This window comes from Flagellimonas sp. 2504JD1-5 (genome assembly GCF_053618295.1).
Genome location: NZ_JBSIOU010000001.1, coordinates 592,682 through 612,765 on the forward strand (window position 1 = coordinate 592,682; position 20,084 = coordinate 612,765).

Below are 20,084 nucleotides of genomic sequence, written 5' to 3' on the forward strand. Positions count from 1 at the left end.
ATAAAATTATGCTACTACAATTAAACAATATATTCAAATGGGTCAACTCTGGTGGCCAACGTATTTTTTTGCTGAAAGACATCAACCTTACTGTTCAGGAGGGAGAATTTATCTCGGTAATGGGACCCTCGGGTTCTGGTAAATCGACATTGCTCAACGTTATAGGAATGCTCGATGGTTTTGATGAGGGAGAATATCATTTTTTGGAGGAATCGGTTCATTCCATTAAAGAAAAGCATCGCGCAAACTTATACAAAGAATATATTGGTTTTGTTTTTCAGTCCTACCATCTGCTAGATGAGCTCACCGTAAAGGAAAACTTGGAAATGCCCTTGCTCTATAAAAAATTTAAGGGGGCCGAGCGAAAAGCCATGGTTGCAGACATGTTGGATCGATTCAACATTGTTGGCAAAAAGGATCTTTTTCCTTCACAACTAAGTGGTGGGCAACAGCAGATTGTTGGCATCGCAAGAGCATTGATTTCTAATCCGAAGTTAATCCTTGCTGATGAACCTACTGGGAACCTTAATTCTGCGCAGGGAGAGGAGATTATGGAACTGTTCAAAAAACTCAATGATGAAGGGGTAACCATTATTCAGGTAACCCATTCTGAAAAAAACGCTGCTTACGGTTCTAGAATCATAAATCTCTTGGATGGAAGGATGATTTAGTTGGTCAATTCAGCCAATTCCTTTCCAACCAAACTTCCCAAAGCTACACCCATACCTCCCAAGCGAACTCCACAGTACACATTGTTGGAAATTGGTTTGACAATGGGTGTTTTCTGTTCGCCGACACCCATGATTCCACTCCAGCGATGGTCAATTTCAAATGGGTGATTGGGCAAAATTACGGTTTGAAGTAGATGTTCCAATTGGTTCTGAATAATTGAAGTCTGCCCAAAATCCGAGGTTTCTTCGGTCTTAAAATCAAGGTTTCGACCGCCGCCAAACAGAATACGGTCATCAATATTTCGGAAATAGTAATAACCTTCATCCAAATGAAAGGTGCCTTTGATCTTAAGATTTTTTATTGGTTTGGTCACAACCACTTGTGCTCTAGCCGGAAGAACGGCTTCTTTTTTGAGCAACTTTTGGGCAAATCCGTTGGTGGCCACGAAGGCCTTTTTGCTCTCAAATGAAAAAGCATCCGTTCGAATGGAAACTTCAGCATTTGAATCGTTAAATTCTCTAACCTCAACCCCATTTAGAATACGAACACCTTTTTTTAACGCTTTCTGAAGTAATGCATCCATGAGCATTCCCGTGTGCAACTGTCCCTCAAATACATGGGTGATGTAGTGATCAAAAACTTTTCCAAAATCAAAGACATTCGAAGTCTTTTTAAATGGTTTTTCCTCAAAAACTGAAATCAACAATTGATTAAGCTGTCCAATCCCATTTAGACAACGCTCATATAGTTCTTGATTGCTTTTGAGAAAAAGCTCATGTCCACCATTCTGCTCAAAACCGATGGCTTTATCTCCCAAAAGTTGACGTAAGAGTTGTATTCCTTCCCAGCGTTTTTGTACCAACTGTTTAACCTCTTCTTCGGTATGTTTATCTAAATCCGATAACAGTTCCGAAATACTTCCAAAACAGGCAAATCCCGCATTTTTGGTACTTGCGCCTTGGGGCAACATTCCTCTTTCGAGCACCAAGACCTTGCTGTTGGGGTATTTTTCCTTGAGTTGTAAGGCACAGTTAAGGCCTACTATACCACTCCCGACCACAGTGTAATCTACGTCGGACAACCAGGTTTTATATTCCCAATAGCTTAGTTCCATAAAACAAAAACCCCGACTTTCATCGGGGCTAATTTAATCTTGATATTTTGGGTCTATTTCAAAATCTTCCATAAACTTGGTGGTATAGTTACCGGCCAAATAATCAGGATGTTCCATCAGTTGTCTGTGAAAGGGTATTGTAGTTTTTATTCCCTCTATCACAAATTCATCCAACGCCCTACGCATCTTATTGATTGCTTCTTCCCTTGTTTGAGCGGTAGTAATCAACTTGGCAATCATTGAATCGTAGTTGGGAGGAATCTTATATCCGCTATACACATGGGTGTCCAAACGTATACCGTGCCCGCCTGGCGTATGAAGTGTTGTAATCACCCCTGGCGATGGCCTAAAATCGTTATAGGGATCCTCCGCGTTAATTCGGCATTCAATTGAATGTAGTTTAGGATAGTAATTTTTTCCTGAAATTGGAACTCCAGCCGCCACTAAAATCTGCTCCCGAATCAAATCATAATCAACCACCTGTTCCGTAATGGGGTGCTCTACTTGAATACGGGTATTCATTTCCATAAAGTAGAAATTCCGGTGTTTGTCTACCAAAAATTCTACAGTTCCAGCACCTTCATACTTAATGTATTCTGCAGCTTTTACCGCCGCTTTCCCCATTTCTTCCCGCAATTTGTCCGTCATAAATGGAGAGGGTGTTTCTTCAGTAAGTTTTTGGTGTCTTCTTTGCACCGAACAATCTCTTTCTGATAAATGGCAGGCTTTTCCGTATTGATCCCCCACAACTTGGATTTCAATATGTCTGGGTTCCTCAATTAGCTTTTCCATATACATTCCGCCATTGTCGAATGCCGCTGTTGCTTCTTGCACTGCGCTTTCAAAGTTGCTTTCCATTTCATCCTCTGCCCAAATGGCTCGCATTCCCTTTCCACCACCACCTGCTGTGGCTTTGATCATAACAGGGTAGCCCATTTTCTTTGCCGTCTTTTTGGCATCATCCGCGTCTTTCAAAAGACCATCAGAACCTGGAACACAAGGTACCCCGGCTTTTTTCATGGTTTCCTTGGCCGTGGCCTTGTCCCCCATTCTATCAATCTGATCCCCGGAGGCACCGATAAACTTGATCTCGTGTTCTTTGCAGATTTTAGAGAATTTGGAGTTTTCTGAAAGAAATCCGTATCCTGGATGAATCGCATCGGCGTTCGTGATTTCCGCTGCAGCAATGATATTGGGTATTTTTAAATAGGATTCATGGCTTGGTGCCGGTCCAATACAGACAGCTTCATCAGCAAAGCGAACGTGAAGACTTTCTTCATCAGCTTTAGAGTACACCGCCACAGTTTTGATGCCCATTTCCTTACACGTTCGTATAATTCGAAGTGCAATCTCGCCCCTATTTGCAATCAATATTTTTTTAAACATGTTTTTAGTTTAAGAGTTTGTCGTTTAGCGGTTTATTGTTTAAAACATCACTTCTAAACTTTGGCCTTTCTAAACTTTTGCACTTAGAAATTAAGATGGGTCAACCAAAAACAAGGGTTGGTCAAATTCTACCGGTGACGAATCATCAACCAATACCTTTACAATTTTACCGGCTACTTCCGACTCAATGTCATTGAACAATTTCATTGCCTCGATTACGCAAAGTACATCTCCTGGTTTAATAGTGCTTCCAACCTCAACAAATACGGGTTTGTCTGGAGAAGGTTTTCTGTAGAAAGTTCCAATAATCGGAGACTTGATGGTAATGTATTTGGAGTCGTCTGCCGCAGGGGCAGCAGCCTCTTCCTTAGCAGGCGCAGCTGTTTCTGCAGCCATAGGAGCCTGAGCGACCGGAACTGCCGGTGCCTGCGCCATAGGAATTTGTTGCACAATGGTGGTTTCAGGTGTTGAAGGCGCGCTACCTGTACGAATCGTTATTTTAACGTCCTCCATTTCCAACTTTACCTCGCTGGCGCCAGACTTGGCGACAAACTTGATTAAACTTTGAATTTCCTTAATGTCCATGGAATATGATTTAGTCAGTTAGTTGTTAAGTTAAGAATTAATATGCCCATTTTAAATAAATGGATCCCCAGGTAAACCCTCCGCCAAAGGCCGCAAATATAAGATTGTCACCCTTTTTCAATTGCTTTTCATAGTCGTTGAGCAATAATGGCAAGGTTGCAGAGGTCGTATTTCCGTATTTATGGATGTTCATCATCACTTTGTCGCTATCCAGACCCATTCTTCTGGCCGTGGCGTCTATTATCCGTTTGTTTGCTTGGTGAGGCACCAACCAATTCACATCTTCATGGGTCAGTCCATTTCGCTCCATGATCAAAGCAGAAACATCTGCCATATTGGATACTGCAAATTTGAACACTGATTTCCCATCTTGATACACAAAGTGCTGTTTGTTCTTGACTGTTTCTTCGGATGCTGGTAAAATGGAACCTCCTGCTTCAATCTTTAAAAACTGTCGCCCAACACCATCGGTACGAAGGTGTTCATCTTGTAGCCCCAATCCTTCATCATTGGGTTCAAAAAGAACTGCTCCGGCACCATCACCAAAAATAATACAGGTAGTACGATCGGTATAATCAATGATGGAAGACATTTTATCTGCACCTATCAACAATACTTTCTTATACTTCCCAGACTCAATATAACTCGAAGCAGTGGACATTCCATATAAAAAGCTGGAACATGCAGCTTGTAAATCGTATGAAAAGGCATTGACCGCACCAATCTCGGAAGCTACAAAAGCAGCTGTCGCGGCCACTGGCATATCCGGGGTAGCAGTCGCCACCAAAACAAAATCAATTTCGGCTGGATCAACACCACTTTTCTGTATTAAATCTTCTGCGGCTTTTATGGCCAAATATGAAGTTCCCTTATTTTCTTCTTTAAGGATTCTACGCTCTTTTATTCCTGTTCTTGTAGTAATCCATTCGTCATTGGTATCCACCATAGTTTCCAACACTTTGTTGGATAAAACGAAATCGGGAACATACTTTCCGACAGCAGTAATAGCTGCTTTTGTTTTTTTCATATTAGTGTCTTTTTTTGTCAAAAACGCCCATATTTGACGCAAAAGCGGTGAAAATTAGTCATTTTATATGACTTTTGACCTAAAATCGGATTGTTTTTGAAATTAACCTAACTCCATAAAAAAACTCCCGTTGGTTAAAAAACGGGAGTCATATATTATCAAGAATGTTTTGGACTAGGCAGCAGTTTCTTCTTCTGTCTTGTCAATCAAAACTTGTCCTCTGTAGTATAATTTTCCTTCATGCCAATGTGCTCTATGGAACAAGTGCATTTCACCTGTTACTGAATCTTTGGCAATTGTAGGCGCGGTTGCCTTGTAGTGGGTTCTTCTTTTGTCCCTTCTGGTTTTAGAAATTTTTCTTTTAGGATGTGCCATTATAAACCTATTTGTCCGTTAGTAACTTTTTTAAATCGTCCCATCTGGGATCTGTGCCTTCTGTTTCTTCTTTGCTTTCTTTTGGCTGTAATTCTTCCAGCTTTTCCAAGATTTCCGATTTCAATGTTCCATCCAATACCCCCGGATGTACTCTTTTTGGGGGAACAGAAAGAACCAACATCTCATAGATATATTGTGCAATGTTGATTTGGTACTCGCCATGGGGAATAATCAAAATTTCATCATTTTCATCATTGTATTCTTCCCCAAACTTAATAACGAGATGCAGTTTTGCGCTAACAGCTTGATCAAAAGGTTCGCCCGTTAAGTCGCAATCCACATTTACCGTTCCGTTGGCCTCAATATCCAACTCCATCATATTGTTCATTTTTTCCAATATGGCGGTGGTGCTTATCGAAGCAGCATTAAATTCTTGGTATTCAAAAGACTCAAAGAACGTATTCTCAATTTGGTACCCAAACTCGTGCTTCCCTAATTTTAGTCCCGTAAACGGAATAAAAAATTCCTTCAGCTTCATCATTTCTACACTTAAGGTTTGTGTACCAGCCTCTAAAGGCGGGGGCAAAGATACTACTTATTTGGAAAACTCCAATCCTATTCCAATAAATCTGACCCCGGTTCGCTAACTTTTGACCGGCTTTTTAATCTTTTGCTTTTGAAGGGGGTTTTTATTTAAGTCTATATAATCTTCCCTGTTTCTAAAAATCTGTAATGCGGTAAACACTGCTTCTTTAAACGAACCCTCATCGGCCTGTCCTTTTCCAGCAATTTCATAGGCCGTTCCGTGATCAGGAGAGGTACGCACTTTATCTAGTCCGGCGGTATAATTCACCCCTTTTCCAAAGGAAAGTGTTTTGAATGGAATCAGGCCCTGGTCATGGTATGCCGCCAGAATCGCATCAAAGTTTTGATGGGAATTGGAGCCAAAAAAACTATCTGCTGAGTAGGGTCCGTAGGCCAAAGTCCCCTTGTTGAACAATTCTTCAATAGCCGGTTTTAGAATCTTATCGTCTTCCTCTCCTATGGTGCCATTATCTCCGCTATGGGGGTTGATACCTAGGAGTGCAATTTTTGGTCGCCGTATGCCAAAATCCATTTTTAAGGATTTTTCCATGGTCTCAACTTTGTCCCTAATCAGTTTAGGAGTTATGGCTTCAGCTACATCCTTTACCGCAATATGATCCGTGAGCAATCCAACCCGTAAGCTATCTGTAACCATGAACATAAGGCTTTCCCCCTTTAATTCTTGCGCAAGGAAATCGGTGTGACCCGGAAAATTAAAATCCTCCGATTGGATGTTGTTTTTATTAATAGGAGCGGTCACCAAAATATCAATCTTATTGTTCTTTAAGGCTGTCACCGCGGCACGCAATGAACTAATCGCAAATTTTCCAGCTTCCTCGGTGGCTTTACCGTATTCAATTTTTGGTGTGTCTTTCCAAACGTTGACCACATTGATTTTTCCATCCACAACCTGGGAAGCTTCGCGAACTCCATTAAAGCTCAGGTTAATTCCCAGATCAGTTTTTTGTTGGGATATGGTCTTGTTGGATGCAAAAATGATTGGAGTGCAAAATTCCAGCATTCTAGGGTCCTCAAAAGTTTTTAATGCGACCTCACATCCAATTCCATTCAAATCCCCAATTGAGATTCCGAGCTTAATTTTTCCTTTTTCCTTCATATAATCACTGCCGATATGGCTACATTTACACTGCAAAACTACTTAATTAAAAAGATTCATGTTCACAGGTATCATTGAGACTTTAGGAAAGGTGACCAAGCTGGAAAACGATGGGGGAAATTTGCATATAAGCATCGCTTCGAAAATCAGCCAAGAACTTAAAATAGATCAAAGTGTTGCACATAATGGGGTATGTCTTACTGTTGTTGCTTTAAATGATGGTTCTTATACTGTGACCGCCATTGAAGAGACTCTTGACAAAACCAATTTGAGTGATTTGGGGGTTGGTGACTCGGTCAATCTAGAACGGGCCATGAAGCTTGGGGCAAGATTGGATGGCCACATCGTACAAGGGCATGTGGACCAAACCGCAAACTGTACTTCGATTGAGAAAAAAGATGGGAGTTGGATCTATGGTTTTTCATATGATTCCTCTTTGAACAATGTTACTATAGAAAAAGGGTCCATTACCGTAGATGGGGTAAGCTTAACGGTTGTCGATTCCAAGAAGAATGGTTTCAGTGTTGCCATTATACCATACACCCATGAACACACCCGTTTCCATTCCTACAAAGTAGGAACCCGAGTAAATTTAGAGTTTGATGTTATTGGGAAATATGTATCAAAGTTAATGGAGATTAGGCAATAGTGATCCATGTTAAAAGATTGAGAGAAAAATGAGTGTCATTGATAAATTAGCTTCTTCCCTTAATCGAAGAGATGAAATGCCCAACCAGGAACTGGCCAAAGAAATAATATTGGCACAAGATAAAGAAGCGGTTCAAGAATTGGTGGAAAACCTTACCAATAAAAAAGCCATTCAAAGTGACTGTATCAAGGTGCTTTACGAAATAGGGCAACGAGCACCGAAGCTTATTTCCAATCACATTGAAGAATTTATTGTTCAATTGACCAGTAAAAATAACAGGCTTCAATGGGGGGCGATGATGGCTCTTGGAACAATAACAAAAGAGCGGCCAAAGGAAATTTATGCTGCTCTACCCAGAATTCTTTCGGCAGCGGATAAGGGCTCTGTAATCACTAAAGACCACGCCATAAATATCCTGATAAACCTGTGTTTCGTAAAGGTATACTCGGATAATGCATTTCATTTATTAATTGAGCAGCTCCTAAAAAGTCCCACAAATCAACTTCCGATGTATGCAGAAAGGGCTATCCCCATAATCAATGACAACAACAAGGCCCTTTTTATTACAACACTTAAATCGAGGCTTGGTGACATTGAGAAAGAAACGAAAAGAAACCGTGTAGAAAAAGTAATAGCAAAATTCGATAAGTAGTAGTCTAATCGCCTCGCATTGCCCTTTATCAAAACTTGTACGCCACAATAGGCCACGTGGTTTTCAAACCTAAACCTTGATGAAAATCTTCCTTTTGTACATGACATAGGCCAATAGGCAATAAAAGGCAGCCACGCTCAAGCCATAGAGCAGTGAAGAAAATTCCATGGATATAAAATCATGAACATAAATTTTATCGAAAAGCCACCCGTGCAGCGATGTGTCATCATCCACTTTTATGGAATAGAATAGTTTGGTAACAAAACTGGAAAGGAAATACACCACAATGGCATTGGCCCCAGCATACCGGAATATGCTTCCGAATTTTATTCCCTTAACGTCGGTCAAATAATAGATCAGTGCCAAAACTACATTGGCCCAACCCGCTGTTACCAAAACAAAACTACTTGTCCATAGCGCTTTGTTGATAGGAAAGATAAAATCCCAAAGATGCCCAATAATAATGAGCGCTCCTCCGAGACCGAAAAGAAGGGTGGTCTTTTTTTCTTGTTTGGAAGTCAATATCAATCCTGTAAAAATTCCCAAAATTGAGCTTACAATGGCTGGAATGGTGCTCAATAATCCCTCAGGATCATAATCTGGTTTATAATTATGGGTGCCAAATATTTGTACATCTAAATAATTGGCCAAGTTGTTTGGAGCGCGCTCAAACGTTGAAGCTACTCCTTCAACAGGTACAAATGCCATCAAAAGCCAATATCCCACCAACAAGAAAATTGCTGTAACAATCAATTTTTTCCAATCCAAATTCAAAAAAAGTATGGCCGCAAAGAAGAAGACAACACCGATACGTTGAAGAACACCAGGGAAGCGAATTTGGGCAAATTCCTTAATAAATGGAAAGCTGATTGTGAATGCGCCAAGAAAAAGCCCTAAGCCAATTAATTTTAATGCTCTTATCGATATCTTTTTATAGGTTGCCTTGTTTGCTTCTTTATTTTGATAGGCAAAAACAATGGAGGTGCCCACAATGAACAAGAAAAAAGGAAAGACCAAATCGGTTGGGGTATAACCGTGCCATTTGGCATGCAACAAAGGCGCGTACACATTGGACCACGTACCGGGAGTATTCACCAGAATCATTAAAACTATAGTGGCTCCCCTAAAAATATCTACGGACAATACCCTGTTTTTCATAACAACATTATAAAATGGTGTCTTTTATCTTATTCCATACCCTAATAAGAAGCCCTCCAGAGACCGCGGCTACTGCAGTCAAGACTAGCGCTAAATTAGTTTCTCCATAAATCCAATACCCTGTTGCGAACATGGTTGAATAAATCAAAACAACACCTAATAACATTGCTAAAATACCTGAAGGAACACTCCACTTTTCTCTTGGGTCAACAATTTCAACACTGTCATCTGCTGCCTCATCCACAACTTTTGCCCATCCAGGACCTCCTGGTTGTATTCTTTTATAGAAATTTCGAAGTACATCTTTGGTTTCTGGTTGCGTAACAAAGGTTGCTGTTAACCAGATTACCGTTGTTATGATCATTATAAATGGAAGTTCACCCCAATCTGGTAACAATCCTGATTCAGCGCCGAAAAGTACTTCCCTCAAAGAAGTTGTTTCCAAAAGAATGGCCAAAATACCGGAAGAAAACATAGCGGTAATCTCACTCCATGCATTGATTCTCCACCAGAACCATCTTAAAATGAAAATTAACCCCGTACCGGCTCCGAAAGAGAGCAACAAATTGAAAATTCCCATAGCGTTTTGCATGGCCAAGGCTAAAAATGCACTAAGAACCATCAATACTGCAGTAGAAATCCTACCCACAGCCACCATTTGCTTTTCTGTTGCATCAGGATTTATTTGCTGCTTGTAAAAATCAAAAACAATATATGACGACCCCCAATTCAATTGGGTCGAAATAGTACTCATGTAGGCCGCCACCAGAGAAGCCAAAACAAGCCCCAACAATCCACTGGGCAACTTGGTCAACATAGCGGAATAGGCCAAATCGTGACCCAATTTGTCTGCTGCCACGTTTGGAAATGCCTCATGTATGCTTGCGATATCAGGATAAACTACAAGAGAAGCTAATGCTACCAAAATCCATGGCCAAGGTCTAAGGGCGTAATGCATGATATTAAAAAAGAAAGTTGCGCCGATAGCGTGATTCTCATTTTTTGCAGCCAACATTCGTTGTGCAATATATCCGCCACCGCCAGGCTCTCCACCCGGATACCAAGAACTCCACCATTGCACCGCAAGTGGAATAACCAACAGGGTAATTACCGCTTTGGTGTCGCTCCAATCTGGAATAATGCTCAGTTTATCCTTTACATTTTCATTATCTATAATAGCTTGAATACCTCCTACTTCTGGCAAGTTCACCAAATAGTACGCTGCTCCGATAGCTCCTGCCATCGCAACAAAAAACAATAAAAAGTCACTATACACAACTCCTTTAAATCCGCCAAGAGCACTAAACACCACTGTAATAAAGCCAGCTGCAACAACTGTTACCCAAGGTTCCAGCCCTAACATAACGCCGCCAATTTTTATGGCTGCCAAGGTTACGGCAGACATGGTGATCACATTATAAATGACTCCTAAATATACCGCTCTAAACTTGCGTAAAAAGCTTGCCGCTTTTCCTCCATATCGAATTTCATAAAACTCCAAGTCGGTTTTTACATTGGATTTCCTCCATAGTTTTGCATACACAAATACAGTTAGCATTCCAGTGACCAAAAAGCACCACCAACCCCAGTTGCCCGAAACACCATTGGTTCTAACAAGGTCCGTCACCAGGTTGGGAGTGTCTGTGGAAAAAGTGGTCGCCACCATGGAAAGGCCCAAAAGCCACCATGGCATTGTTCGACCGGATAAAAAATATTCCGACGAGCTTTTTCCTGATTTTTTTGAAACGTAAATTCCTATAAAAAGTACAATTGCGAAGAATCCGAAGATTATGATATAATCTAAAGTTTGAATGTCCATTTGGTTATTAATTGGTAAGTCACTAAAGGTAAAGTTTTTTTGAAATACCTTTGCGTTTTGTTCGCTAAACACCTGCTTTGGTTATACATATAACTTCTGAACCCACGTTTGTTGCATGGATAATAGGCGCAACAGCAGCTTTTTTAATGGGAACATCCAAAGCGGGCCTAAAAGGTCTTGCTACATTTAATGTTACACTGTTGGCTTTGGCTTTCGGGGCAAGAGAATCCACAGGTCTTATAATGCCCCTTTTGTTGGTCGGAGATGTTGTAGCGGTAATCTACTACCATCGTCATACCCAATGGAAATATCTTTTAAAATTCTTGCCTTGGATGGTTTCTGGGATTTTGATCGGGGTTGTCATCGGAAAAGATCTTCCTGAAAAAGAATTTAAGCTTGGAATGGTCATTGTCATTTTTATTAGCCTCGCCACATTGATTTGGTGGGACAGACGCAAATCTACAAGCATTCCAACGCATTGGGCTTTTGCCGGCCCTATTGGAATTGTTGCAGGAATTTGTACGATGATCGGAAACTTGGCAGGAGCCTTTACCAATATTTTCTTTTTGGCAATGCGATTGCCCAAAAATGAGTTCGTTGGTACAGCTGCCTGGCTTTACCTAATAACCAATACATTTAAACTGCCCTTTCACATATTTGTGTGGAAGACCATTTCCATGGAAACCTTACTTATTGATCTGAAGTTGTTACCCGCTCTAGCTTTAGGCCTTTTATCCGGGATTTTTATTTTGAAGAAAATCAACGAACGCAACTACAAAAGGTTCATTCTTATAGTGACCGTCATCGGCGCTGTGGCGATACTGTTTAAATAGTTTTTCATTTGATTTTAAAGATCAAACCGATGTGCATAACCCTTATTCCACGGTGGTTCTAATATTTTAACGCTCTCAGATTCCATTGTTTCTGATAAGCTTGTAAATGTCAATTTGCGTCGGATAATCTGTAAATCCGCATGGGCATTATCACCTCCGCCCCTCCATTTCTATTCTTTTACGTTGCAATTGTAAGGTAGGACGGTGAGATGTCTTACCAATAAATGACGAGCGACTATCCAAAATAAAGTTTTGTTCTCATTTTTTGATTATTTGAATTAGCTATTCCTTAAGCTTCTTCCTCCTACCTTTCTCAGTTGCACTAACTCATTAATTACTAACAAAACTTTTTATTTATGAAAGTAAAGAAACTAGTGCGACCGTTGGTTCTGGCATTTTTCTGTGCCATATCGGCTTGGTCCCAAAACAAGCAGGTCACTGGCCAGGTCATTGATCAAGCGGGGTTACCGCTTCCAGGCGTCAACATTGTTGTTCTGGGTACCAACAACGGAACCCAAACTGATTTTGACGGCTACTACACCATTCAGGCCGCTGAGGGCCAAACACTTTTGTACACATATATAGGTCAACGGGAAGAACGTAGATCGGTGGGCGCCGAAAGTGTCATTAATGTGCGGATGCAAGAAGATGCCCAAGCACTGCAAGAAGTAATTGTAACCGCTCTGGGAATCCAAAAAGAGAAACAGGCCCTAGGTTATGCCGTTGCCGAAGTAGGCTCTGAACAGTTAGAGCAAAAATCGGAGGGCGATATTGCCAGAATCCTTACAGGAAAGGCCTCAGGGGTCCAAATCAACCAGCAAAGTGGCCTTTCAGGTTCAGGAACTAACATTATAATTCGTGGGCTAAACTCTTTTAGCACAAGTAACCAGGCCTTGTTTATTGTGGATGGCGTTCCCTTTAGCAATGATACCAATGCCCAAGGAAACTTTATTAATGGTAACAATGGGTCCAGTCGTTTTTTGGACTTAGATCCCAATAATATTGAAAGTGTCAACGTACTAAAAGGGCTTGCAGCCGCAACTCTTTATGGTTCCCAAGGTAAAAACGGTGTCATTTTAATCACCACCAAAGGTGGGAAAGCCTCCCAAGGAGCCTCCAAAAAATCTGAAATTACGGTCAGCACCTCGCTTTTCTATAATGAGATTGCATCCCTTCCTGATTATCAAAACGAATATGGAAATGGTTTTGATCAAGCCTTTGGATGGTTCTTCAGTAATTGGGGTCCTAGTTTTAGTAGAGGCGGCGTTGATGGTTGGGGAAATGATGGGGCGTTTGATCCACAAGGCACCCTTCCACATCCCTATTCGACCGCAGCGCCAGCAACGGGAATTCCACAAGCTTTCCCAGAGTTCGCAACTGCACGTTATGAGTGGCGTCCCTATGATAGTGTAAAAAATCTGTTTAAAACAGGAACCGTCCTCAACACATCCATCAATGCTCGTGGTTCTTCGGAGGACGGAAAAATAAACTACAACGCCAACTATGGCCATTTAGAGGATGAAGGCTTTACCCCTGGAAATTCAATTGTCAGAAACAATATTTCCATTGGGGGTTCAGCACAGCTATCCAATAATTTTACAATTTCAGGTACGCTGAATTATTCCCTGACCAAGTTCAAATCGCCTCCGGTTGCACTAAGTAACGGTAACGGGGCAACAGGTTCTGGTTCTTCTATTTTCGGAGATCTATGGTTTACCCCGAGAAGTATAAATTTTGATGCGCTTCCTTTTGAAAATCCGATTACCGGAGGTTCGGTGTATTACAGACAGGACAATAGTATTCAGCATCCACTTTGGACCATTGCAAATTCCGGAACAGAACAGGTAACCAATAGGGTGTTTGGAAATGCAAGTATCGGTTATGACATCAACGATCATTTGAATATCAACTATCGTGTAGGTCTGGACAACTACAGTGAAAATAACTTGAACTTTCAAAACAGAGGAGGTGTAAACAGCAATAGTGGTGATGCAAGATTATTGAGTGGTGTTTATTCCACCTGGAACAATACCAACACCATTTGGGATCATAACCTTGTCCTTACCGGTAATTATGACCTTACCGAAAAAGTAGGTTTCGCGTTTAACGTTGGGGGCACTTCCCGAAGGGAGGTTTTCGACCAAAATGGAATTGCCAGTGATGGCCAGCAAGTATTTAATGTACTACGACACTTCAATTTCTTGAACAATAACGAAATTCAATTCTTTACCGAAAGAAACTTGGTGGGTGTTTATGGACAACTGGATTTTGATTATGACAATTTTGTCTACCTAACTCTATCAGGGAGAAATGACTGGGCTTCCAACTTCTCAAAGGAAAACAGGAGTTTGTTTTATCCAAGTGCCAGTCTATCTTTTATTCCAACCGAAGCTTTTGATGGATTAAAAAGTCAAAATGGTGTGAATTATTTAAAACTAAGGGCGGGTTACGGAACCTCTGCCGGATTTAACACCTTCAATCCTTATCCCATTGCTTCTACCCTTGTTTTGGTAACAAACGACAACCAAACCGGTGGTGGAACCAATATTGTAACCAATACCTCTGGCCAAACTTTAGGAAATCCCGGGTTACAGCCTGAAACAGTTTCTGAAATTGAGCTGGGAATCGAGTCCGCCCTTCTTGACAATAGAATCACCCTTGATGTTTCTGTATACAAAAGAATCACCAAAGACCTTATCGTAAGAAGGCCATTGGATCCTTCCACAGGTTTCACTTTTACTGACACCAATGTGGGTGAGATTGATGGCGAAGGTATTGAGGCCGATTTAGGTGTTACTTGGATACGAAGCAAGGACAATGGCTTGAATTGGAGCTCCAATTTAAATTTCACTGCTTACGAGACCACGGTTACCGATTTGGGTATTGATACCGATCAGGTCATCTATTCCGGTTTTTCAAATTTGGGCAACGCTGCTATTCCAGGAGAGCCTTTGGGTGTTTTCTTTGGTTCACAAGTTCAGCGAACAGCCAACGGAGAATTGGTAATTGATGCCCAGGGGAATTTTCAACAAGACCCCAACAATGGGGTAATTGGAGATCCCAACCCTGATTGGATCGCAAACCTTCAAAATACGTTGTCGTTCCACAATTTCACATTAGGATTTCAAATGAACTACACGCAAGGAGGTGATATTTATTCAAGTACCATTTCCACTTTATTGGGAAGAGGCTTGATTCCTGAGACCTTGAACAGAAGGGAATCTTTTGTGTTGAACGGTATTGGTCCCAGCGGACAACCAAACAACATCCAAATAAACAACTCAGACTTTTACTTTACCAATGTACTCTTCGGTCCAAGTGAGCTTCAAGTTTATGATGGCACTACCATTAGACTTCAAGAAGTATCCCTGGCATACAGCATGCCGGAAAAATTCTTGGACAAAACACCTTTTGGCTCTTTGGTCTTTACCGTTTCGGGACAAAACCTTTGGTATGATGCCATTAACACCCCTAACGGGGCCCGATTTGACCCAAATACTTCCGGTTTGGGTGTTGGAAACGGTGTTGGGTTCGATTTTCTAAACGGCCCCAGCTCAAGAAGATATGGTTTAAGCGTAAAAGCCACATTCTAATAAAAATGAAAAAGATGAAAAAACTAAATAGATATATACTGATTCCATTGGCAGTCCTTGGGTTGTTTATAAGTGGATGCGAAAGTACCGAACTAGATATTACACGAGATCCCAATGCCCTTGCGCCAGATCAGGCCAGTGTCGATTTCTTTTTGAACTCAATTCAAGAAGATTTTGTTAGACAGTTGGAGGGCAACGCCGATTTTGATGTCAATGACAATTGGGTTTCCGGAGGGGCCACCAACGGTGATGGTTTTAACCTTCATGGTATGGAGCTGACACGAACAGGGGCTCTGTACAACGGAAATTCTCAAAACTATCAATCTGTTTATCAGGATTCTGATTTTACCGATGAATGGACCAATGCCTATACCGGCATCCTTCAAGATATCAGACTTATGACCGGATTGGCCGAAGAAGCTGGTCAAACCCATCATATTGCCATTGCCCAATTCATAGAGGCCTACCTTATTGTAAGTCTAGTGGATTTCTTTGGAGATATCCCTTACAGCGAAGCATTCAAAGGAGAGGAGGGCATATTGAACCCGAAACTGGACTCTGGGGCTGAGGTATATCAGGCTGCGTTGGGCTTGCTTGATGAGGCCATTGCCAATTTTGGCACAACTGCAAGTGATGAGCCAGGTACGGACGTATTTTATGCCAATGACTATGGGTTATGGGTGAAAGCGGCCAATACCTTAAAAATGAAAATTTACTATCAGATGCGACTAGTGGATGCGAGTGCTATTACAAATTTTAATGCAATAGTCAACTCGGGAAACTATATAACCGATTCTTCTGAGGATTTCCAATATTCTTGGCCCGGAACAAGCGCATCAAATCCAGATACACGTCATCCAAGATATGGGTTTAATTATACCCCGACCGGAGCTTCTGATTTTGTTTCCAATTGGTTGATGAATGAAATGATGACATCCGATGACCCAAGAATCAGGTATTACTTTTATCGCCAAACAGATGCAGTTCCAGGTCAGGAAATCCCACCGAACCAAGAGACCATAAGATGTTCCACACAAACCCCTCCACAACATTATATTGATGGCGGTTTTACCTTCTGTAATTTGCCCAATGGCTTTTGGGGAAGAGATCATGCCCAAAATGATGGTAGGGATCCCGATGCTTTTTTTGTTACAGTATGGGGTGTTTATCCCTTTGGAGGTCGATTTGATGATGATAGTTTTCAAGGAATAGGTCCTGGCCAAGGTGGACTTGGTGCTGGTATCTCCCCAATTTTGACCGCCTCGTGGGCCGATTTTATGATTGCGGAAGTTCGATTGGTGAGCAACGACTTGCCAGCAGCCAGAACCGCCATGCTGAATGGCATCAACAAATCTGTCACCAAGGTTCAAACTTTCAGTGCGTTAGATCCCAATGCAGATTTTTCCTTTGCTCCTAATCAAGCAGCGGTCGACTCATTTGTCGCTGCAGTTGAAGCTGCCTGGGATGCTGCTACCACCGAAGGAAAATGGGATATTTTGGGCGAACAATTTTTTATAGCCTGCTTCGGCAATGGCGTTGAGCCATATAATTTTTACCGAAGAACAGGCTACCCTACAACATTGCAGCCCAATAGGTCGCCCAACCCTGGAGATTTCCCAAGGTCAATGTATTACCCATCCAATGCGGTAAACACAAATTCCAACATCAGCCAGAAACCCAATCAGACACAACCTGTTTTTTGGGACAACAACCCAAGCGGTCCAATAGCTAACTAAATTTTAAATCGTTATGAAAGTCATATATAAATATTCCGTTTTACTATTCATCCTGTTCTCCATGTCATGTAGCGAGGATGACAAACTTTCTGGGGAAGTACTGGATGATGTGATTCGCGGGGCAATTCTGCGGACAGTAAATGTAATTAGCCCAGCGATGGATGTGCTTGACCCCGGCGCAGTGTGGGGAGTGGAAATTGAAGCCCAGGATATAGAAAATGGAGCTTTAATGGAAGAGGTAAGGCTATATGCAAAACTTGTAGACAACACCCCTGAAAATGGAACAACCGATTCTGGAGAGGTGCAAATCGATACTTTTTCACCTTCCGATTTTACCAATGGCCCTTTTGGACTACCTCGAAGGGAAGTCACTGCCACTCTTGGGGAACTAACTAGCGCCCTTGGACTGGCTGCGGGCGAGTTCAATTGTGGGGACCAAATTGAAATGCGTTTTGAGATGGACCTGACCACAGGGCAAACCTTTACCGGCGGTGATCAAAACCCAAATATCAGCGGGGGTAATTTCTTTAGTTCTCCATATGTGTACAGAGCTACATTGATTGCTTTGCTCCCCTCTGATGATCTGTTTACGGGCCAATATCAACTTACCACAGTGACCCCGGGTATTTTTGGAGTAAATGATTACCAAGAGGGTGTTTACACTATAGATGCCATTGGAAATACAACCAGAGTGATCAGAAGTGTTCCTACCTTTCCTGCTTTTGGTCCTTTTGGGCCTGTGGATTTTGAATTCCAGTTTGTATGTGGTGAAATCATTGTTACTCCAGCCCAAAGTGTAGGGGCCGGATGTAATGTAACCATAGCCACTGGAACGGCTTCGGTAAACTCCACCTATGATTTAAACAACCCAGATGACAGTTCATTTATCATCAACTTTACATCTGATGAATCCAACGATTGTGGCACGGGATCACCCCAGGCTTCAATTCAACTTACTAAACTATAGTTAATAACCAATAGGGCGCACAGTTTTGTGCGCCTTATTATCAATCCAAAAAAATGTCATGATGAAATTGAAATTCTTATTCGTACTTAGTTTTGCTGTTTTCGCAAGCTTCACATTGACCGGTCAACAGGCAAAAAACTTTGGTGCAGCGGTCGGCTCCAACAATCTTCAGGATTTTACTAGTATGCAAATGCGCGAATCTCTTGTAAATGCCATTGTCAACAATGCGCAAAGACCTTCCAACACAATAGATTTATCCAATATTGAGGGTTCTCCCTATTACGCTGACAACTTCAAAAAGGGTAAGCTTTTCTATAAAAACGATTTGCTGGGTTCTTTCTATTTACGGTATAATGCTTTTCAAGATCAAATGGAAATAAAGAACTCGGATTTGGCTGAGGAGCAATTCCAGTTTTTGGTGCAATCCAATGATATCAGAACCATGTTGGACGGAAAAGAGATGCAGTATTTTACCTTCAAAGGAACCGATGGTCTACAGGGCAATAGTTATTTCTCCAAAGAATTCACGGGAGACCAGTACGTTTTGTACTCTAAAATGCACAAAAAGTATTCTCCAGCCAAAGCATCAACCAATTCACTTGCCCAATCTATTCCGGCTAAGTTTATTGATGATGTTTCCATTTTCTATGGATTAAAAGGAGAAGCTTTATTGATTGCTGTTCCTAAAAAGAAAAAGGATTTCCTTGGAATTTTTCCAGAAAACAATAGACCCGCGCTTAAAAAATACATTCGGGACAAAAGATTGCGGCCAGGTAATCTTGATCACCTGAAAAGCATCCTTATATATGCGGAAGGTCTTTGAATTATGAAATAAGACTTCTTATGAACTGGTGGTTTTTACTCGGTTACCTTTGATTTTGGAGATAGTTTTTAAACTTCCGTCTTCTTGTCTAACATCCCATTTCCAGTCAAAGGAGTCTTGTTTTATATTATAGAAATGTATTTCGAAGCTCTTTTTTTCATCCGTCATTACTATAGTTCCATCTTCCTTGGTATTGGCAATCCATATCTCTGAAATAGTATTGCTTTGATCATTTACCCAAGCGTTCATCCAGTTGCCCGTTTTAGGGTTAAATGTTCTTATGTTAGTACCTCTCATTGTTGGGGATTCCCAATAATCTTGGATTGCCCTTCCATTTAGTATTGGTTTCCATTCCCATTTAGCATTTGCTTCCTTCCAATTTCCGTCTTTATCCAAATTGGAAACTACACATCTCCAATTTCCAATAAAGTTTGTGAAATCAGGTTGCTCCGGTGAAAGGTCGCTGATTTTATTTTCTTTTATGCGGGTATACGCTATTTGCCAGTTAAGTTTCCATGTTTTTCCGGTATCTGTTGATGCTTCCCAATCCCATGTAAACGAGTCTTTTTGGATGTCATGGAAAACCATTCTAAATATTACCTCTTTATCCTTGATTTTAATTGGCTCTGTTTTAAAAATCCTTTTATCCCCCATAAATTCGCCAGTGAAATCATAATAGCTTTGGGTATTGTCGTTCCATGTTTGTTTCCATTTCCCTAAAAATGGTACGTACATGGAAATGCTTTTCCCTTTAAACCCTTTCTGCAAGCCTTCGGTTATTACAAAATCCTCTTGGACTGACATTCCATCCATGGTCAAGGTAACTGTATTGGTTCCTTTACCAATTTTGCCATCACCTTCATCCCAGGTAGCGTTCCATTTTCCCACCCAGAAGTCAAAATACCTTTCTTTTTCGTTTGGAAGTTCTGTCTGCCCAAATGCGTTTAAACAAATGCTCAATAAAACTGGATAAATCAGTGCTTTCATATGTGT

General features: G+C 41.2%; 18 protein-coding genes. 8 read left to right on the forward strand and 10 right to left on the reverse strand.

The features are described from left to right. Positions 1–8: 8 nt before the first annotated feature. Positions 9–671 carry an ABC transporter ATP-binding protein gene (locus ACULLG_RS02665; protein ID WP_452125222.1) on the forward strand — a complete coding sequence of 221 codons (663 nt, stop codon included), beginning with the start codon at positions 9–11 and terminating at the stop codon, positions 669–671. On the opposite strand, the gene ACULLG_RS02670 is transcribed toward ACULLG_RS02665, so the two are convergent. The 7 genes from ACULLG_RS02670 to pdxA form a co-directional block, all read right to left on the reverse strand. Next, positions 668–1,786, reverse strand: coding sequence for an NAD(P)/FAD-dependent oxidoreductase (locus ACULLG_RS02670; RefSeq protein ID WP_452125223.1), 1,119 nt, complete (start codon positions 1,784–1,786; stop codon positions 668–670). The genes ACULLG_RS02665 and ACULLG_RS02670 overlap by 4 nt on opposite strands. 33 nt (positions 1,787–1,819) lie before the next feature. Continuing rightward, entirely contained in the window at positions 1,820–3,172 is a 1,353-nt protein-coding gene (accC, locus tag ACULLG_RS02675; protein ID WP_452125224.1) for an acetyl-CoA carboxylase biotin carboxylase subunit, read from the reverse strand. 90 nt (positions 3,173–3,262) lie between these two features. Beyond that, positions 3,263–3,757: an acetyl-CoA carboxylase biotin carboxyl carrier protein gene (gene accB, locus ACULLG_RS02680; protein WP_452125225.1), complete on the reverse strand. Its 495-nt coding sequence runs from the start codon at positions 3,755–3,757 to the stop codon at positions 3,263–3,265. A 37-nt stretch (positions 3,758–3,794) separates the two neighbouring features. After that, positions 3,795–4,784, reverse strand: coding sequence for a beta-ketoacyl-ACP synthase III (locus ACULLG_RS02685; protein ID WP_452125226.1), 990 nt, complete (start codon positions 4,782–4,784; stop codon positions 3,795–3,797). 174 nt (positions 4,785–4,958) lie between these two features. Next, positions 4,959–5,159 carry a 50S ribosomal protein L32 gene (rpmF, locus tag ACULLG_RS02690; RefSeq protein WP_097044276.1) on the reverse strand — a complete coding sequence of 67 codons (201 nt, stop codon included), beginning with the start codon at positions 5,157–5,159 and terminating at the stop codon, positions 4,959–4,961. 7 nt (positions 5,160–5,166) lie between these two features. Beyond that, positions 5,167–5,700, reverse strand: a complete 534-nt coding sequence (locus tag ACULLG_RS02695; RefSeq protein WP_452125227.1) for a YceD family protein — start codon at positions 5,698–5,700, stop codon at positions 5,167–5,169. Positions 5,701–5,802: 102 nt separating this feature from the next. Next, positions 5,803–6,861, reverse strand: a complete 1,059-nt coding sequence (gene pdxA / locus ACULLG_RS02700; RefSeq protein WP_452125228.1) for a 4-hydroxythreonine-4-phosphate dehydrogenase PdxA — start codon at positions 6,859–6,861, stop codon at positions 5,803–5,805. 58 nt (positions 6,862–6,919) lie between these two features. Here pdxA and ACULLG_RS02705 point away from each other — a divergent pair, with 58 nt between their 5' ends. After that, entirely contained in the window at positions 6,920–7,510 is a 591-nt protein-coding gene (locus ACULLG_RS02705) for a riboflavin synthase (protein ID WP_452125229.1), read from the forward strand. A 28-nt stretch (positions 7,511–7,538) separates the two neighbouring features. Further along, positions 7,539–8,162, forward strand: coding sequence for a hypothetical protein (locus tag ACULLG_RS02710; RefSeq protein ID WP_452125230.1), 624 nt, complete (start codon positions 7,539–7,541; stop codon positions 8,160–8,162). A 69-nt stretch (positions 8,163–8,231) separates the two neighbouring features. Here the strand turns inward: ACULLG_RS02710 and ACULLG_RS02715 are convergent, their stop codons facing one another. Both ACULLG_RS02715 and ACULLG_RS02720 read right to left on the reverse strand, forming a co-directional pair. Continuing rightward, positions 8,232–9,320, reverse strand: coding sequence for an acyltransferase family protein (locus tag ACULLG_RS02715; RefSeq protein ID WP_452125231.1), 1,089 nt, complete (start codon positions 9,318–9,320; stop codon positions 8,232–8,234). A gap of 7 nt (positions 9,321–9,327) precedes the next feature. Continuing rightward, on the reverse strand, positions 9,328–11,139 hold the full coding sequence (locus tag ACULLG_RS02720) for a sodium:solute symporter family protein (protein ID WP_452125232.1): 1,812 nt from the start codon (positions 11,137–11,139) through the stop codon (positions 9,328–9,330). A gap of 77 nt (positions 11,140–11,216) precedes the next feature. On the opposite strand from ACULLG_RS02720, the gene ACULLG_RS02725 reads away from it, so the two are divergent. The 5 genes from ACULLG_RS02725 (at position 11,217) to ACULLG_RS02745 (ending at position 19,091) form a co-directional block, all read left to right on the forward strand. Then, positions 11,217–11,972, forward strand: coding sequence for a TSUP family transporter (locus ACULLG_RS02725; RefSeq protein WP_452125233.1), 756 nt, complete (start codon positions 11,217–11,219; stop codon positions 11,970–11,972). Positions 11,973–12,328: 356 nt separating this feature from the next. Further along, on the forward strand, positions 12,329–15,565 hold the full coding sequence (locus ACULLG_RS02730; RefSeq protein ID WP_452125234.1) for a SusC/RagA family TonB-linked outer membrane protein: 3,237 nt from the start codon (positions 12,329–12,331) through the stop codon (positions 15,563–15,565). A gap of 14 nt (positions 15,566–15,579) precedes the next feature. Then, complete coding sequence (locus tag ACULLG_RS02735; RefSeq protein WP_452125235.1) at positions 15,580–17,301, forward strand: SusD/RagB family nutrient-binding outer membrane lipoprotein; 1,722 nt, start codon at positions 15,580–15,582, stop codon at positions 17,299–17,301. A gap of 13 nt (positions 17,302–17,314) precedes the next feature. Next, a complete protein-coding gene (locus ACULLG_RS02740; RefSeq protein ID WP_452125236.1) occupies positions 17,315–18,268 on the forward strand; it encodes a hypothetical protein in 954 nt (317 codons plus the stop codon). 58 nt (positions 18,269–18,326) lie between these two features. Further along, on the forward strand, positions 18,327–19,091 hold the full coding sequence (locus tag ACULLG_RS02745; RefSeq protein WP_452125237.1) for a hypothetical protein: 765 nt from the start codon (positions 18,327–18,329) through the stop codon (positions 19,089–19,091). Between the two features lie 18 nt (positions 19,092–19,109). On the opposite strand, the gene ACULLG_RS02750 is transcribed toward ACULLG_RS02745, so the two are convergent. Beyond that, positions 19,110–20,078 (reverse strand): hypothetical protein, encoded by a 969-nt coding sequence (locus ACULLG_RS02750; RefSeq protein WP_452125238.1) that lies wholly within the window; start codon positions 20,076–20,078, stop codon positions 19,110–19,112. Between the last annotated feature and the right edge of the window lie 6 nt (positions 20,079–20,084).

Bases quoted from the DNA above. Each gene is read 5' to 3' on its own strand.
- ACULLG_RS02665 (WP_452125222.1), top strand. From the start codon at position 9: ATGCTACTACAATTAAACAATATATTCAAATGGGTCAACTCTGGTGGC.
- ACULLG_RS02670 (WP_452125223.1), bottom strand. From the start codon at position 1,786: ATGGAACTAAGCTATTGGGAATATAAAACCTGGTTGTCCGACGTAGAT.
- accC (WP_452125224.1), bottom strand. From the start codon at position 3,172: ATGTTTAAAAAAATATTGATTGCAAATAGGGGCGAGATTGCACTTCGA.
- accB (WP_452125225.1), bottom strand. From the start codon at position 3,757: ATGGACATTAAGGAAATTCAAAGTTTAATCAAGTTTGTCGCCAAGTCT.
- ACULLG_RS02685 (WP_452125226.1), bottom strand. From the start codon at position 4,784: ATGAAAAAAACAAAAGCAGCTATTACTGCTGTCGGAAAGTATGTTCCC.
- rpmF (WP_097044276.1), bottom strand. From the start codon at position 5,159: ATGGCACATCCTAAAAGAAAAATTTCTAAAACCAGAAGGGACAAAAGA.
- ACULLG_RS02695 (WP_452125227.1), bottom strand. From the start codon at position 5,700: ATGATGAAGCTGAAGGAATTTTTTATTCCGTTTACGGGACTAAAATTA.
- pdxA (WP_452125228.1), bottom strand. From the start codon at position 6,861: ATGAAGGAAAAAGGAAAAATTAAGCTCGGAATCTCAATTGGGGATTTG.
- ACULLG_RS02705 (WP_452125229.1), top strand. From the start codon at position 6,920: ATGTTCACAGGTATCATTGAGACTTTAGGAAAGGTGACCAAGCTGGAA.
- ACULLG_RS02710 (WP_452125230.1), top strand. From the start codon at position 7,539: ATGAGTGTCATTGATAAATTAGCTTCTTCCCTTAATCGAAGAGATGAA.
- ACULLG_RS02715 (WP_452125231.1), bottom strand. From the start codon at position 9,320: ATGAAAAACAGGGTATTGTCCGTAGATATTTTTAGGGGAGCCACTATA.
- ACULLG_RS02720 (WP_452125232.1), bottom strand. From the start codon at position 11,139: ATGGACATTCAAACTTTAGATTATATCATAATCTTCGGATTCTTCGCA.
- ACULLG_RS02730 (WP_452125234.1), top strand. From the start codon at position 12,329: ATGAAAGTAAAGAAACTAGTGCGACCGTTGGTTCTGGCATTTTTCTGT.
- ACULLG_RS02735 (WP_452125235.1), top strand. From the start codon at position 15,580: ATGAAAAAACTAAATAGATATATACTGATTCCATTGGCAGTCCTTGGG.
- ACULLG_RS02740 (WP_452125236.1), top strand. From the start codon at position 17,315: ATGAAAGTCATATATAAATATTCCGTTTTACTATTCATCCTGTTCTCC.
- ACULLG_RS02745 (WP_452125237.1), top strand. From the start codon at position 18,327: ATGATGAAATTGAAATTCTTATTCGTACTTAGTTTTGCTGTTTTCGCA.
- ACULLG_RS02750 (WP_452125238.1), bottom strand. From the start codon at position 20,078: ATGAAAGCACTGATTTATCCAGTTTTATTGAGCATTTGTTTAAACGCA.